The organism is Streptomyces sp. SKN60 (assembly GCF_026236535.1).
Lineage (GTDB): Bacteria > Actinomycetota > Actinomycetes > Streptomycetales > Streptomycetaceae > Streptomyces.
In genome coordinates, this window is record NZ_JAHTMW010000038.1 from 1 (window position 1) to 14,854 (window position 14,854).

Sequence of the window (14,854 nt, forward strand, 5' to 3'; positions counted from 1 at the left end):
CACCTTCGACGGCCGGCTCTCCGCAGCCCGTCAGTAACCCCGAACACCCTCGTTACACCGTTCGATTGACAGACCCCCGGGTACGACGCGCCCGGCGCCGAACCGCAATGCCAGCGGCCGGCGCGGCCCTAGCCGTAGGCCTGATGGTGCCGGTCATCCACCTCGCCGAGCCTGCAAGGACGGATGGCCAGGCCGCCGCGCGTTCCAGCGTGTCTTCGATGGCGTCTGCGTTTGAGCCGGCCGCAGTGGTGTCGCAGGTGGTGGGGTCCGGGACGATGGATGTAAGGCCTGGTCAGTGGTGCTGGAGTTTTATCCGGTGCTGCCGGCGGACTGCGTCGCCCCGCCCAAGGAGGGATTCGGGCAGGAGACGTCAGGCAAGAGCCGGCTGTGTCAGCGGACGGTGATCGGCGGTGTCCGGGTGGACGATCAGGGTGGTCCCTGGTTGGGTTGCCAGGCCGTGGCCGGTGCCCATGACGCCCGTGTCGCGGGGGGCGCCGGGTATGAGGCTCTTCGTGACACGGGTTTGTCGGGGGTCCGTGTCTTCGTCGGCATCCCGGGGGCGGGAATCCCGGTCGGTGAAGGCCAGATGATCACCTCCGTCGACCAGTGCAACGCTGACAACCAGCGTTTGAGTAATGACACCTACTGGCCCTGACTCGCACACTAGCGACGATCAGCCACAACTCCGCCGACCTGCTCCCGCCGAAAGAGTCGCACCCACGAGCGGTAGAACGATCACCAGCACAACCCGCATCCGCGAAGGAACCGCCCGACCATGACGCACGAGAGCCCAGGCGACTTCGCCGAGTTCGCTGCTGCGGCCTGGCCTCGCCTGGTCCGTACCGCTCAGATGCTCACCGGCGACTTCCGCGAGGCCGAGGATCTGGTGCAGACCACGTTGGTCAAGGTCTACGCGCCTTGGCGGCGCATCCCCGCCGACGACGTCGACGTCTGCGTACGCAAGGCATTGATCAACAACAGCCTCAGCCGTACACGCAAGAGGCGCGTCGCTCACCTCCTGACGCCGTTCCTGCCCGAGGCCGAGCACCGCGCCCATGGCGGACACACGGAAGTCGTCTAACACCGCATCGCCCTCACCCAGGCAATGTCCGCACGCCAGCGGTCCGTGATGGTGCTGCGTTACTTCGATGACCTGAGCGGTCCCGAGCTCGCCACCGTTATGAACTTCTCGCTCGGCACAGTCAAGACCCACGCGCGCCGCGGCCACGCCGCGCTGCGCACCCACCCTGCACTTGCGGAAATCTCCCTTCCCGGAGCACACGATGACACCCCGGCGCGACACAGAGCTGCGTGAACTGTTCGCCGACGTTGCCAGCGGCACGCCCCCTCACACCTCCCGCTCGAGGCCATCACGAGGGAGGCTCGGAAACACTGGCGTCGTCGCACCACGGGACGGGCTACCGCCCGCGGACTGCTGCTCACTCCGCTCATCCTCACCGCACTCGCCTTCACACCCGAGCCGACTGTACCGGCGGCCACCACACCCGCGATCAGCACCGCGCGGATCCTCACGCCGGGCGAGCGGGCCAGGGCGGCGGCGCAGATGGAACTGTCGCTGACACGTGACGGCATGCACTGGTCCACCCCGGTCAAGGAGAACCAGTTCCGCAGCACGACCACCCACACAACCGGCCAGCGCATCTCGTCCTCCGGGCCGAGACCGTGAACGGCAGCCTCATACTGTTCGGCCATTCGCAAGCGGTGGAGGCCACCGAGAACCGCGTCTCAAGAGCCCTTGACCCAGGACCGACACCACGAGGCAGCCCCGGGGAGACACAGCAGTCCCGGCCCGCCTAATCCTCGTATCGGCACCGGCCTTGCATACGGCAGGGGGCTGGGTGCGTGATCCGCTCGCTGGTCAGGAGCGCTGGCTTGGGGCCGGCCACCTTCCGGCGCCCCGGCCCCAAGACCACCACCGCGACGCTCAGCGGGTGTCGACCCCTACCCGTCTCGAGGTATCCACCACCTTCCCCATATTGCCTGCGGCTCGAGTGCGGGATGACGCCAAGAGATTTCTTAGATCTTGTGTCATCCGGAACCGCAACGGACGGGGTTGTACAGGGTGGAGAGGCGCCCTCCACCCTGTTCACTCGAATCCATGAGGAGTTGCGTGTCCATGGCACGAATCAAGAAGTATGTGGCAGCTACGGCGACCGCAGCCGCGCTGGTCGCTGTGCCGACGATGGCGCAAGCCTTCGCCGACACAGTGAAGGTCCCTGCCTCGGCGGCGTCGACGCCGCCCACCGTCACGGCCTCCGCGGCCAAGCCGGCTGCGAAGGTGTCGGAGGTGGTCGGCTCGGGCGTGGTGGACGGGAAGGCGTGGTCGGTCACGCTGGAGTTCTATCCGGTGGTGCCGAAGGGGTACGAAGTCCCGGCCAAGGCGGGCTTTCCCGTGCAGGAGACAGCGGGGAGCAGCCTGCTGTGTCAGCGGATCGTGATCGGCGGTGTTCGGGTGGACCATCAGGGCGGTGACTGGTCGGGCTGCGACCTTGTGTCCGGCGCCCATGACGCCAGCCACTTGGATGGTGCCGGGCTCCATGGCGTCAGTGACAAGGGCTTGTCCGGCACCCGCATCTTTGTCGGTCGTGTGTCTGTCGGCAGCCACGCGCAGGGCGTCACTCGTGCGGAGATCACCCTGAAGGACGGCCGGCGTCTTAAGGCCGAGGTGAACACGGTTCCGGGCACTGGCTACGGCGCCTTCGCCATCCCTCTGGGCAAGGGCCAGACCATCGCCGCTGTCGACCAGTACAACGCCGACAACGAGCGCCTCAGCCACGACACCTTCTGGCGCTGACCCATACAGCGGTGACCGGCTGGGGAACCAGCCGGTCACCGCACTGCTACTCCTCCCAGGAGTCAACCGCTCACCGCGCTACGCGGAAATCAGCGGCCGGCTGCACTCTCCCCCTACGTCTTCCGGAGAAAAAAACCATGACCTTGCCGTACAGCGAACCAGATGATGTCGAGGACGAGCTGCGCCGCGCCATGGCGCAGACGGCTCACCAGCAGCGTCCCTCGCCCGTGCCGCTGAAGGAGATCATCCAGGAGGGCCGTGTGCGACGCGCCCGAAGCCGGGCCGCCCTCTCAGCGGTCGGTGCGGTTCTGGCAGTAGGCCTGACGGTGCCGATCATCCACCTCGCCGGATCAACAGTGACGAAGAACCAGGTGGCAGCCCCTCCGCAGTCTCTGGAAGCTGCGAAGGTGTCGGAGGTGGTCGGCTCGGGCGTGGTGGACGGGAAGGCGTGGTCGGTCACGCTGGAGTTCTATCCGGTGGTGCCGAAGGGGTACGAAGTCCCGGCCAAGGCGGGCTTTCCCGTGCAGGAGACAGCGGGGAGCAGCCTGCTGTGTCAGCGGATCGTGATCGGCGGTGTTCGGGTGGACCATCAGGGCGGTGACTGGTCGGGCTGCGACCTTGTGTCCGGCGCCCATGACGCCAGCCACTTGGATGGTGCCGGGCTCCATGGCGTCAGTGACAAGGGCTTGTCCGGCACCCGCATCTTTGTCGGTCGTGTGTCTGTCGGCAGCCACGCGCAGGGCGTCACTCGTGCGGAGATCACCCTGAAGGACGGCCGGCGTCTTAAGGCCGAGGTGAACACGGTTCCGGGCACTGGCTACGGCGCCTTCGCCATCCCTCTGGGCAAGGGCCAGACCATCGCCGCTGTCGACCAGTACAACGCCGACAACGAGCGCCTCAGCCACGACACCTTCTGGCGCTGACCCATACAAGCAGCGCGAGCCGGTGACTTGCAGCCGGCCTTCTGCTGGTCGGTGCGATCACATCACGAGCAGCAGCCCGACCAGGTACCACAACCTCTTACCTCTGAAGGAACTGTCCGCTATGACGCACGAGAGCCCAGGCGACTTCGCGGAGTTCGCCGCCGCAGCCTGGCCGCGCCTGGTACGTACCGCTCACATACTCACAGGCGACTTCCACGAAGCCGAGGATCTCGTGCAGACTACGCTGGTCAAGGTCTACGCCCGATGGCGGCGTATCCCCGCCAGCGACATCGATGTGTACGTGCGCAAGGCATTGATCAACAACAACATCAGCCGCATCCGCAAGAAGCGCGTATCCCATCTGCTGACGCCCTTCCTGCCCGAGACCGAGCAACGCGCCCACAGCGGGCACGCGGACTCCATCGAGCACCGCGCCTCAGTCGTCCAGGCGCTTGCCGCGCTGTCGGCACGCCAGCGCACGGCGATGGTGCTGCGCTACTTCGACGACCTCAGCGACGTCGAGATCGCCGCGGCGATGAACTGCTCGATCGGCACGGTCAAGACCCACATACGGCGCGGCCTCGCGGTCCTGCGCATGCATCCTGCCCTCGCGGGACTTTCTTTTCTCGGAGTACATGATGACGCCCCGGCGCGACACCGAGCTGCGTGAGCTGTTCGCCACCGCCACCCTCGGCATCACGCCCCCTCTCGTCCCGATGACAGCCATCGAGAAAGCAGGCCGGGCATTCAGACGCCGCCGCATCGCGCGACGGGTCGCTGCCGCAGGACTGCTGCTGGCCCCGGTCGCTGCCACCTCGTACGGCTTCTTCGCCCCCGGGCCAGCCGCCACGGCCACGGTCCACACAGCGCGGATCGTTGCGCCTGGGGAGCGGGTCGAGGTCATGACGCAGAGGGAACTGTGGCTGACCAGGGACGGCCTGCACTGGTCCACCCAAGCCCAGACCAACCAGTTCCGCAGCATCGCCGACCTCGACTCCGGCACGGCGGGTATCGTTCCGCACGCCGAGGCCGTGAACGGCAGCGCCATGCTGTTCGGTCTCTACCGCGGCCGGGGCGACGCGGCCACCGTTCGTATCGTGACCGACGAAGGCACCGTGACGGGCAGCGTGGTGCGCCTGGCCGGCCCGTCCGACTGGGGTGCCTGGTACGTCACGGTCCCACTCCTCGACAAGGCCGTCGTGTGGGACGGGAAGGCCTTGATCCATAGCATTACCGTTCGCGATGCCTCCGGCCAGACCATCGCCCAGACAGTCCTCTCGTAGGAGCCCCGCGGGTCTGGCGCTCACCCTCTCAACAGCTCGCCTCCCAAGGGCACGCCCTCACGGAGCCGCCGCCACAGCAGTCGCAGCCTTCCGGTTCCCGCACGTGAACCGTGCGGTGACGCCGACAGTTACCCGGCTCCTTCCTGATCACCGAGTCCCTGCCTGAGAACTCCCGTGTCACAACACTCCATCACTTCACCCGCGCGGCCGCAGACCAAGAGATCCTCCCGGTTCCTGCCACAGCCGCGAAACGGGCGCGCCCGCCATCGCGGCGCCCGTCGTTCCCAGCGTGCTCGCAGCCGCCCTATGCGGTGGCTGCGACGACTGGCCGCCATGACGCTGACCTTTGTCCTGGGCCTGAGCAGTGCAGCAGTGGTGGCCTACTCGCTGACCGACATACCCGCTCCGCACCCGGAGGCGGTGGTCCAGAGCACCGTGTTCGTCGATGTCCACGGCGACTACCTCGGACGGCGCGGCCCGATGGACCGCCAGGACGTTCCCCTGTCCCAGGTGCCGCGACACGTGCAGGAGGCGGTGATCGCCGCGGAGAACCGGTCCTTTCGCACCGACTCCGGCATCGCCCCGACCGCGATCGCCCGCGCCGTACTCGCCGCAGTCACCGGCGGGGCCAGGCAGGGTGGCTCCACCATCACCCAGCAGTACATCAAGAACGCCCTGCTCACCCCGGAACAATCCATGTCCCGCAAGGCCAAGGAAGCACTGATCGCCGTCAAACTCGACCGCACCCGTTCCAAGGAAACGATTCTCGAGGGATACCTGAACACGGTGTACTTCGGCCGCGGCGCCGCAGGTATCCAAGCCGCCGCCCGCAACTACTTCGGCGTCAACGCCCATGACCTCACCATCGAACAGGACGCTGCGCTCGCCGCCGTCATCAACCTCCCTTCCTACTACGAGAAGGCTGGATCAGACCCCAAAGTCACCAGCACCCTGCAGCGCCGCTGGGCCTGGGTCCTCGACGCCATGGCCGACAGCGCTGTCATCACCCGGCAACAGCGGGCCCAGGCCGCCTTTCCCGCGTTCCGCTTCTACCCGCCAGGCCACACCGAAGGTCAGCGCCAGTACCTCATCGATGCCGCAGCCGCCGAAGCCACCAAACAACTCGGCATCACCCAGGAACAGTTGGCCCGCGGCGGCTACACGATCCACACCACCTTCGACCTCACCCTGCAAGACGCCGCCGCAGAAACCGTCCGGACACGCACCAAGCCTGCTATCGGCAGCAGCCACGCCACCACCGCACAACTGCACACCGCCATCACTGCAGTAGTGCCCGGCGACGGTGCGATCCGCCTCCTCTACGGAGGCGCAGACTACGCTCGCCAGCCGTTCAACGACGCCCTCCACGGCGCCATCGAAGCAGGCACCACCCTCGAACCCTTCACCGGAAAACGCCTCGGCCAACCGCTCGACCGCATCCGCGACGACACCGCCCCCACAACCGTCCAGGTATCCGCCGCATACGCCGCGCTGGCCGCGAACGGCCGCTACGCCACCCCCTACACCATCGCCAAAATCACCCGCAACGGCCGCACCCTCTACACCGCGCGGCCCGAGACCCACCTCGCGATGACGCCCTCCACGGCGCACGACATTACCCGGACGCTGCACAGCACCACCGCTGGCAGCCCCACGACTTCGCACACCGGCGCCGCCGGCCACCGGACCGCCTGGTCCACCCGCTCCGACTCCCGCCTCACACTGACCGCCGCCCTGTTCGCAGAATGTCCGGCGACTGCCACCAAGCCTGCAGCTCCTGCACCCCTCGCAGATCTCGTCGGCCCCCAACCGCCCACCACATTCGCAGCCGAAACGACTGCCGACCTCTGGGCCAGCGCCCTCCGAACAACGGTACAAAGCCCCACCGGTTGAACGCCCCCGACCGCGTCCGCCGCCCGCTGGGCCGTGATCGCCGAGTCGTCACCCCATGCAGAAGTTCCGATCGCCCTCGAACATGCACAAGTGCTCACCGGCTGCGCCCATCCAAAATCGACACCTTTACGCCTGTCTTGCGCGGGCGGCCCCAGTAACTGGAAAACACGCAGTGCAGGAGAAACGCATGCATCCACAGGCATTTAGCAATGTACGCGCTCCGCCAGCCACAGTCCTGACAGGAGAAGATCGAAAGTCGCGATTGCCGAAAACTCGCACCACTTGCGCACCTGAATGGGAAAGGATTTCGCTTTGACCTCCCGACGTCTGCAATTCCGAGCCGGAACACTGCTGGTAGCTACCTTGTTGACAGGGATGGCCACGGCCGGAACATCGGCACATGCCGCCGGAACCGACTCCACTTGCACGCCCATCTGCGTCCTGGACGCCCGTGCAGGGAGCCACTCCGACTTCGACCGCCTCGTCCTCGACTTCAGTGACGGCCCTCTCCCCGGTGCAGTTACAACAACCGCATCACCGGACGGAAGCTACAGCGGCCCCGGCGGAGAGACGAAGAAGATCGAAATCTCAGGACAGTCATATCTCATCCTCGACGTTTCCGTCGCTCACGCACACAACGACAGCGGAACGGTCACTTACATCGCGCCTCGAGTGACTAGCTGTTTCTGATCCCCGGTCGGCGCGTACGCTGGGCTCTACTCTGGGCCGGTGTCCGAGGACGTCGACCGGGCCAGGGAACGGGTCTGCGAGGGCTGTGGTGAACGGCTTAGGCCGGACGCCCGGCCGCACGCGGTGTTCTGCTCGACCGCGTGTCGTTCGAGGCAGTGGCGGGTGCGGCGGCGGCTGAGGCAGCGCCTGGCGGCGGTCAGGGACGAGGCCGGCCGGAGGTCGTGTCCGGTCTGCGGCGCGACGTGGACGGCCGGGGTCGAGCGGAGCGTGCGGGCGGTGTACTGCTCGAAGCGGTGCAAGGTGAGGGCCTGGCGGGGGCGGAAGGAAACGTTCGGGACACGGTCACAGTGACCGTGAGGCGAACGCTTCGATTGCCCCTTTTCGAACATGGACCAGTCATTTGCGGTCGTTCGTTGCGATCTTCGGATTTTTGGTCTGACTCTCGGTTCTGGAAGCGGGCCCTGTCCTGTCGCGGTGTGAAGTGCCGTGCCCCGGCCCGCACTTGGGTGGTGAAAGCCATGTCCGAGGAGACCGAGAAGGTCGGAAACGTCAGCCAGTCCCGCTACGAGCAGATCGTGGCCGAGCTGCGGCAGGTCGTCGAGCAGCAGACACAGGGGCAGTTCACGATCGGGGACCGCGCCCTGGAGATGAACCGGTCAGGCCCCGCGGCGGCATCGCGGATGCCGAGTGGACGGTCAGGGAGTCTTTGGTGCGTCTGGCCGAGGACATCGGCCTGACGTTCAGCACGGTCAAGAACGCCAGATGGACCGCCTCGCGCTGGCCCAAGGAACATCGTCAGGCGGGCGTCTCGTTCACGGCCCACCGGATCCTGGCCCAGATCGAGAACGAACAGGAGCGGTTCGCCACGATCCTGACCCCGCCGGCGGGCAAGAAGCGGTGGACGCCGGACGAGGCCAAGCGGCGGGTCGGCTGGCAGGTCGAGAACCCGGAGAGTCCGCAGGAGAAGATCACCGCGATTCATCACCTGGCCCGGGACGAGGACGTCGCCGCGGTGGTGACCACCGACTTCCTGAAGCGTCCGACCGTCGCGGCGAAAGTCTCCCCGGAGAACAAGGTCCGGGTGGTGGAGGAGTTCACCCGGGACGAGACCGTCGCGGCGACCGCCGCGGCCAGTCTGCTGCGTCGGCCCGACGTCGCGTTCAAGGCCATGAGCGACGACACCGCCCGCTTTCAGGTCAACCATGCCCAGGCCGAGCGGTCCCGGCAAGCCCGCGAGCACTTCGCGGCGGCCAGCCCCGGGAGGCCGCGCTGGTCGTGGACACCCGCGGCCTCCCGCTGATGGTCATGGTCACCTCGGCCGACCTCCACGACTCCGCCGCCGCGAAGGAAGTCCTGTTCCGCCTCCGCCTCATGCACCCCGAGATCACCATCGTCTGGGCCGACCGCGCCTACGCGGGCAAGCTCGTGACCTGGGCAAAGAAGCACCTGAACCTGACGATCAAGACCGTCAGCCGGCCGAAGGGCACATCCGGATTCGTCATCCTGCCCCGCCGCTGGGTCGTCGAGCGGACCCTGGCCTGGATGATGAACGCCCGCCGGCACGCGCGGGACTACGAACGCCTCGTCCAGCACTCCGAAACCCTCATCACCTGGGCTGCAATCACCCTCATGACCAGGCGCCTCACCCGCCGACCGAGTAACTGGACCGCACGCAAGCCCAGCCCGGCGATCGCGGTCATGCAGGCCACGTGAGCGACTCACATGCGTTGCAGAAGAACGTACCCGGCTTCTTCCTTTACGGTTTTGTATCCCTTCTCGCGGAATCTCTCTACTTCTCCGGCTTCCTGTTCCCGGCTGATGGGCCATCCTTGAGGGTCTCGAGTGTCAGCGACGACCCATTCAGGATTCTCTTGATTTTGAGGCAGCCCGAGGACCATGACCGTGCAGCGATTAGTGAGCTGAGGAACGAGCCGGTTAGAAGCCGCGACGGTCGCTCCGTCGGGAACCAAGTCGAGAACATGATGCGCAACCGCAACGCGCGGGCCCGGTTCCCAGGTCGCACCTTCCGCGAGCTGCGCGAACGGAAAGAGCGGCAGCATGACCACTGTGAAAGCCGCACTCACGATCAGAGAGCGGCGCACGGCGCTTTCCCGGTTTTTGGCCGAGCGCTCCCGGTGGATCGAAGTAAGAGCGTGGATGAAAGCGCCAAAAATGATGGGCATCAGAACGGCACTGTAATGGAAGCGTGTTCCCCAGTAGGCCTCGTTATTGGAAGCGAAACGCCATGCAAGCGTGGGAACGGCGATGAATATCAGAGGTGACCGAAGGGCAAAGAAGGCTGTCGGAGCCAGCAGCATCAGAAGCGTGAGCAACTTCGTTTCCGGGGTGACCAGACCAAGGGTATAGCGCATGAACAGATCCAGCGCTCCAGCGTCTGAACTGTCTGACACTTTGTCGAAGTAGGCGAATACTCCGTCAGGGTTGAATGCAGGTATGACGACCAGCATTTCCACCGCAGTTCCCGCCAGACCGGTGACGGCCGTGATGATGCCCAGTCGGCGGGTTCCGCGGTAGGCGATGTAGGCGCCGATGGCAGCTACCGTCAGGCCGAGGTCCTCCTTGACCAGCAGCAGAGGAAGGCCCCATGCCACAGCCGCCCGCCAGCGCTCATTACCGAGAGCTTCGACTGAGAACGCGATCAATGGCACCGCGAAACACACCTCGTGAAAGTCGAAGCCGACGGTCTGGGCGATCCCCCAGGAAACGCCGTAGCCAAGCCCAATGACCAGAGCACCCGCAGATCCCGCCACTCGGTGTGCCCACCGAGTCAGCGGGACGACAGTCAGGGCAAGCAGAAATGCCTGGACCAGAAGCAGGGTGACCGGTGACGGCCATACCCGATAGAAGGGCGCGATGGTGGCAGTAATGGGAGAAAAATGATCACCCAGCAAAGGGTAATCATGACCCTTAAGCTCTGCTACCGGGAGATCACCGTGCGCGTAGGAGCGCACAGCCTGTTCGAATATCCCCAAATCGTATCCGGTGGTCAGCATGAGTTGATGCCGAGACAAAGACAGAGCCGCGTACAGGCCGAAACAAAGCGCCGCTATTCCCCAGGCCAAGAGAGTGCCATGAGACACAGGAGCTGAAATTTCCCGTCGCTCCGGAGAAAGCAGCTTCACCAGCCTCTTGGTGGTGGCCAGAGCCGGGGAAAAGACCTGCATTGAGTCGCCTTCCGGTATGTGCCGGCAATCTCATGCAGCACACCCGAAAGGTCGTTCCGCCCTTGAGTCCTACCAGCGAGAAGTCACACGTCTCTCGCCAGCTAATTACATTCAATGCGAATCGTCGTGAGCAAGTAGTACTCAATTTGATTTTCGCAACACCGCGCCCGAGGGAAAATTAAGGAGGATCTCATCCGGCCGCCCTTGACATCCGCAATACGAGGAAAACCCGCTCAACGTGACACAGGATCCGCCACCTGATTGCTTAGCGAGAATGCAAACTGCCCCCTCCTGCCGGTGGACCCGTCGAGGTACGCCAGGTGTCACCATGTGCCCGACCTGATCGCGCTTTGGCCCCCAGATTGAAAACAAGCACTGAGAGGTCGTTTTCGCCTGTACTGCCCGCGTATCGAGTGATTTTCAGAGTGCGGGATTGAGGTGCGGAAGGGATCACAGCTGCAGTCGCGGTCTCTGGGTCGGATGGGGTGGCCGGTGGGGCGGGATGCGGCTTGTTCCTGTCTCACCCCAGAACGCCCGTCCTTCGCGGCCTGTGTGCTTCCCTCGCCGCGGCTGCGCGCCTGGGCGCACTCGGTCTGCGGCGGTACGCCGGAAGCATGGCGAAGCGACGTCCGTATCCGAGTGATCTGTCCGATGCCCGCTGGGAGTTGATCGAGCCGGTGCTCTCGGCCTGGCGCTTCGAGCGCCGCGGCAGGGCCCTGGACTTCGGCCGGCCGCCCGAGCACGACCTGCGCGACATCATGGACGCGATCTTGTATGTGGACCGCACCGGCGTCCAGTGGCGCTATCTCCCGCATGACTTCCCGCACTGGAACACCGTCTACGGATACTTCGCCAAGTGGGCGGACGAGGGCGTGTTCGCCCAGCTCAACGGCCTGCTCAGACAATTGCTGCGGGAGAGGGAAGGACGGGACGCCGAGCCCTCGGCCTGCGTGATCGACGCCCAGAGCGTCAAGACCTCCACCAGCGTTCACGCCTCCAGCCAGGGCATCGACGCGGGCAAGAAAATCGTCGGCAGGAAGCGGAGCATCGTCACCGACACGCTCGGCCTTCTCCTCGCGGTGCTGGTCACCGCGGCCAGCGTGCAGGACTCCATTGCCGGCACTCGGCTCTTGGACCAGGTCGCCGCCCACCACCCTGGCATCCGCAAGGTCTGGGTCGACGTAGGCTACCGCCAGCACCTCGTCGAGCACGCAGCCACCCTCGGCATCGACATGGAGATCACCGCCCGCACCCCCGGGACCAGGGGTTTCACCCCGATCCCGAAACGGTGGGCCGTCGAGCGAACCGTCGCAGCAGGCGATCAGGACGTCCTCGACGCCGCGGTTCTTCAGCTCCGCGAGCCAGGCCATCCAGGTCTTGGCGCCTTCGCCGCCGGAGCCTACCCACATGCCCAGGACGTCACGCTCGCCTTCGAGGTTGATCCCGACGGCGATGTAGACGGGGCGGTTGGCGACGGCCCCGTCGCGGATCTTCAGGAGGACCGCGTCGATCATCACGACTGCGTAGACGCGGTCGAGTGGTCGCTGGCGCAGGTGTCGAGTTCCTCGGTGATCTTGTCGATCGCGCGGGAGATCAGGTCACGGGAGACGTCGAAGTCGTAGATCTCGGCGAGATGGGCCTGGATCTCGCCGGTGGTCAGGCCCTTGGCGTAGAGGGAGAGGATCGCCTCGTCGAAGCCCTCCACCCGTCGCTGGTGCTTCGGCACCATCTGCGGCACGAACGTCCCGGCCCAGTCTCGGGGAACGTCGATCTCCACCGCGCCGACATCGGTCAGCACGCGCTTGCGGGACGTGCCGTTTCGGGAGTTGCCCGACCCAGCCCCGGCCTTGTCGCCCTTCTCATAGCCGAAGTGCTCGGTCATCTCCGCTTCGAGAGCGCCTTCCAGGACCAGCTTCACCAGCCCTTTGAGCAGGCCGTCCTCCCCGGCCAGGTTGAGACCCTCGCTGCGGGCCCGGTTGACCAGCTGCTCGGCCAGTTCCCGGTCCAGCTCGGTCAGTCTCGCCAACTCGGCCCCGTACGTACGATGTTCGAACCTTCGCGGGGACGCGCGTCCTTACTGCCCATCCGTGATCCTTCCCGGCAGAGACCACATCTCATGCCAGACAGGTCACACTGGGGCATACGCAAACTTCAGGACAGTCCCGAGCGTCAAGGCCGCCGCCTGGCTGCCGCAGCGGGCCTGGCAACGGATGCGGACCGGTACGGGGCAGAAGAGCCTACGCGACCACGACTGGGCGATGATCGAGGCCACCGCCGACGACACCCCCGACGGCCACGACCGCGACGCGGGGACGTCCGTGCTGCTGGTCCGCCGGCACCGCTACACCCGCACTGTGTCCTACTACCGCTGCTTCACCCCCGGACCGGTGACACTGACGCCACTGGTATCACTGGTGTGCCACAGGCGGCGGGTGGAGGACGACTTCCAGGACGCCAAGGAGATCTGCCACTTCGACAAAGGCCAGGTCACCTGCTGGAACTCCTGGCACTTCTGGAGCGTGATCGCCCTGGTCGCCTACGCTTCCTGGCCGTCACCGCCGGCACTCGAACGTGCCGCCCGGACCGGCCGGAACGACCCCGCCGAGGCCGACCTCGTCCCCCTCAGCAGCCACGAACTCCTCCGCCTGCTACGGGCCCTGGTCCTTCCACCGCCCCAACGAGACCACGACCACCTGCTGTGGTGGTCCACCTGGCGCCGCCGCCATATCAACACCGCGCCCACCTCTGCCGCCGTTGGCGCACCTACGCCGACACCACACCAGGACCAGACAGCACACCAGCAGCCATCTACAGCTCCCGTAAATGAGCTGGAGTTACTCATGGAGGGGCAGGGGGTGGTCTGGCAGGGTACCAGCGTCTAGAAGGGTGTGGGATGATCTCTATCGCGAATTGGTTGCGTTGCCGGGGTCGTGCTGCGGTTTTCGGTGCGGTCGCGTTCACTGTGACGCTGGCCGGGGTCACTGGCTGCAGCGATCACGGTGGCCGACCGGCTGTTCGTAAGCCTGCGGGGGTATCTCCGGTGTCGCCTTCTTCTGCTGCACTGCCGACTCCTGTGGCGTCGGCGGCGGTGATGCCTTCGGTGCGTGGTGCGTGGGGGAAGAAGCCGAAGGTGGTAGTTCCGTCGAATAAGCCTGCGTCTAGTTTCGTGGTCTCGGTTCTGAGGAGCGGGAGCGGCCGGCGGATTCATGAGGGCGACACGGTTACTGTTGATTATCTGGCGCAGTCGTGGAATACGGGCAAGACTGTCTTGGATTCTCGGTCGGGGTCCGGCCCGCAGATCTTCAAGGCTGGCGCGGGGGAGCTTCTTCCGGGGCTGGATGCGGCGTTCAAGGGTCGTCGTGAGGGTGATCGGATCCTGGCTGTCCTGCCTCCGGGCCAGGCTTATGGTCTGCAGCGTCTCCGGCAGGCGGGGGTATCGCCGAAGGACAGCATCGTCTTCGTTCTGGATGTGATTAAAGTTCAGTCTGCGCCCGCCAAGGCGCCCTCGTCTGCTGCTCCCACTCTCACGCCGCGACACTGATCCAGCCGCCTCCTTCGGCAGGCCCGGCTATTGGGTGCTGATTGAGCTTCTTCAGAGTGGTCACCGATCGGGTGGCAGGCGCCGGGCGTAACAGGGGGAGGCCTCGGACTGTTGAACGAGATGTCTCACGTTTCAACTCGTCTGCTAGGGGGCCTGGTTGGTGACCTTCCCTTGCGCACTCGACTTGCCGCACACACTCGTTGCCCGTCGGCCCTGCCGAGCCGCATGCAGGACATTACCGTCGCCGCACCCACCACATCATCACCGTGTGCGAACCCCTGAAGATTCCCGCCCCGGAGGAGCCTTTAGGTATCTCATTTTCTGCTCCGGATCGGTGCGCTCTTAGTTTCGGGTTCGGTGGTGCGAGGCCCGATCGCGTGAATCAGCGTCATGCTGCATTGGGCCGGAACTCTATGGTTCCATTCTCCTGGATTATGGGCCGGATCGATTCCGCCTGTTAATGGCAGCTCTGGAGTTTCGGTTCGAAAATAATCGTCACCCTGGTTTCTTCTTTCGGGTGTCGC

At 65.5% G+C, this 14,854-nt stretch carries 11 protein-coding genes and 4 pseudogenes; 13 read left to right on the forward strand and 2 right to left on the reverse strand.

Annotated features, from left to right (window positions below):
• Positions 1 to 295: 295 nt before the first annotated feature.
• From KV205_RS35185 to KV205_RS35225, 10 genes and pseudogenes are all read left to right on the forward strand, one after another.
• A complete protein-coding gene (locus KV205_RS35185; RefSeq protein WP_265869101.1) occupies positions 296 to 655 on the forward strand; it encodes a hypothetical protein in 360 nt (119 codons plus the stop codon).
• Between the two features lie 120 nt (positions 656 to 775).
• Positions 776 to 1,081, forward strand: a complete 306-nt coding sequence (locus tag KV205_RS36645) for a hypothetical protein (RefSeq protein ID WP_374214773.1) — start codon at positions 776 to 778, stop codon at positions 1,079 to 1,081.
• 24 nt (positions 1,082 to 1,105) lie between these two features.
• Positions 1,106 to 1,315, forward strand: coding sequence for a sigma factor-like helix-turn-helix DNA-binding protein (locus KV205_RS36650; protein WP_374214774.1), 210 nt, complete (start codon positions 1,106 to 1,108; stop codon positions 1,313 to 1,315).
• A gap of 822 nt (positions 1,316 to 2,137) precedes the next feature.
• Positions 2,138 to 2,815 (forward strand): hypothetical protein, encoded by a 678-nt coding sequence (locus KV205_RS35195; RefSeq protein ID WP_265869103.1) that lies wholly within the window; start codon positions 2,138 to 2,140, stop codon positions 2,813 to 2,815.
• A 137-nt stretch (positions 2,816 to 2,952) separates the two neighbouring features.
• Positions 2,953 to 3,738, forward strand: a complete 786-nt coding sequence (locus tag KV205_RS35200) for a hypothetical protein (protein ID WP_265869105.1) — start codon at positions 2,953 to 2,955, stop codon at positions 3,736 to 3,738.
• A gap of 121 nt (positions 3,739 to 3,859) precedes the next feature.
• Positions 3,860 to 4,408: a SigE family RNA polymerase sigma factor gene (locus KV205_RS35205; RefSeq protein ID WP_265869107.1), complete on the forward strand. Its 549-nt coding sequence runs from the start codon at positions 3,860 to 3,862 to the stop codon at positions 4,406 to 4,408.
• Entirely contained in the window at positions 4,374 to 5,021 is a 648-nt protein-coding gene (locus tag KV205_RS35210) for a hypothetical protein (protein ID WP_265869109.1), read from the forward strand. Before KV205_RS35205 ends, KV205_RS35210 begins: the two co-directional genes overlap by 35 nt.
• Positions 5,022 to 5,354: 333 nt before the next feature.
• Positions 5,355 to 6,914, forward strand: coding sequence for a transglycosylase domain-containing protein (locus tag KV205_RS35215; protein WP_265869110.1), 1,560 nt, complete (start codon positions 5,355 to 5,357; stop codon positions 6,912 to 6,914).
• A gap of 1,208 nt (positions 6,915 to 8,122) precedes the next feature.
• Positions 8,123 to 8,871: pseudogene (locus KV205_RS35220) on the forward strand (DUF6192 family protein); the annotation flags it as partial.
• Positions 8,862 to 9,293 (forward strand): annotated as a pseudogene (locus tag KV205_RS35225) (transposase); the annotation flags it as partial. The pseudogenes KV205_RS35220 and KV205_RS35225, both read left to right, overlap by 10 nt.
• Positions 9,294 to 9,322: 29 nt before the next feature.
• On the opposite strand, the gene KV205_RS35230 reads toward KV205_RS35225, so the two are convergent.
• Positions 9,323 to 10,789 carry a DUF2079 domain-containing protein gene (locus tag KV205_RS35230; RefSeq protein WP_265869111.1) on the reverse strand — a complete coding sequence of 489 codons (1,467 nt, stop codon included), beginning with the start codon at positions 10,787 to 10,789 and terminating at the stop codon, positions 9,323 to 9,325.
• Positions 10,790 to 11,403: 614 nt separating this feature from the next.
• Here KV205_RS35230 and KV205_RS35235 point away from each other — a divergent pair.
• Positions 11,404 to 12,096 (forward strand): annotated as a pseudogene (locus tag KV205_RS35235) (IS5 family transposase); the annotation flags it as partial.
• Positions 12,097 to 12,153: 57 nt separating this feature from the next.
• On the opposite strand, the pseudogene KV205_RS35240 reads toward KV205_RS35235, so the two are convergent.
• Positions 12,154 to 12,707 (reverse strand): annotated as a pseudogene (locus KV205_RS35240) (transposase); the annotation flags it as partial.
• Between the two features lie 340 nt (positions 12,708 to 13,047).
• On the opposite strand from KV205_RS35240, the gene KV205_RS35245 reads away from it, so the two are divergent.
• On the forward strand, positions 13,048 to 13,671 hold the full coding sequence (locus KV205_RS35245) for a hypothetical protein (protein WP_265869112.1): 624 nt from the start codon (positions 13,048 to 13,050) through the stop codon (positions 13,669 to 13,671).
• A gap of 209 nt (positions 13,672 to 13,880) precedes the next feature.
• Complete coding sequence (locus tag KV205_RS36655; protein ID WP_374214775.1) at positions 13,881 to 14,330, forward strand: FKBP-type peptidyl-prolyl cis-trans isomerase; 450 nt, start codon at positions 13,881 to 13,883, stop codon at positions 14,328 to 14,330.
• Positions 14,331 to 14,854: the final 524 nt, after the last annotated feature.

Excerpts from the sequence above, each read along its gene's own strand:
- KV205_RS35215 (WP_265869110.1), top strand. The coding sequence starts at position 5,355 with ATGACGCTGACCTTTGTCCTGGGCCTGAGCAGTGCAGCAGTGGTGGCC.
- KV205_RS35200 (WP_265869105.1), top strand. The coding sequence starts at position 2,953 with ATGACCTTGCCGTACAGCGAACCAGATGATGTCGAGGACGAGCTGCGC.
- KV205_RS36650 (WP_374214774.1), top strand. The coding sequence starts at position 1,106 with ATGTCCGCACGCCAGCGGTCCGTGATGGTGCTGCGTTACTTCGATGAC.
- KV205_RS35205 (WP_265869107.1), top strand. The coding sequence starts at position 3,860 with ATGACGCACGAGAGCCCAGGCGACTTCGCGGAGTTCGCCGCCGCAGCC.
- KV205_RS36655 (WP_374214775.1), top strand. The coding sequence starts at position 13,881 with ATGCCTTCGGTGCGTGGTGCGTGGGGGAAGAAGCCGAAGGTGGTAGTT.
- KV205_RS35195 (WP_265869103.1), top strand. The coding sequence starts at position 2,138 with ATGGCACGAATCAAGAAGTATGTGGCAGCTACGGCGACCGCAGCCGCG.
- KV205_RS35245 (WP_265869112.1), top strand. The coding sequence starts at position 13,048 with ATGATCGAGGCCACCGCCGACGACACCCCCGACGGCCACGACCGCGAC.
- KV205_RS35210 (WP_265869109.1), top strand. The coding sequence starts at position 4,374 with ATGATGACGCCCCGGCGCGACACCGAGCTGCGTGAGCTGTTCGCCACC.
- KV205_RS36645 (WP_374214773.1), top strand. The coding sequence starts at position 776 with ATGACGCACGAGAGCCCAGGCGACTTCGCCGAGTTCGCTGCTGCGGCC.
- KV205_RS35230 (WP_265869111.1), bottom strand. The coding sequence starts at position 10,789 with ATGCAGGTCTTTTCCCCGGCTCTGGCCACCACCAAGAGGCTGGTGAAG.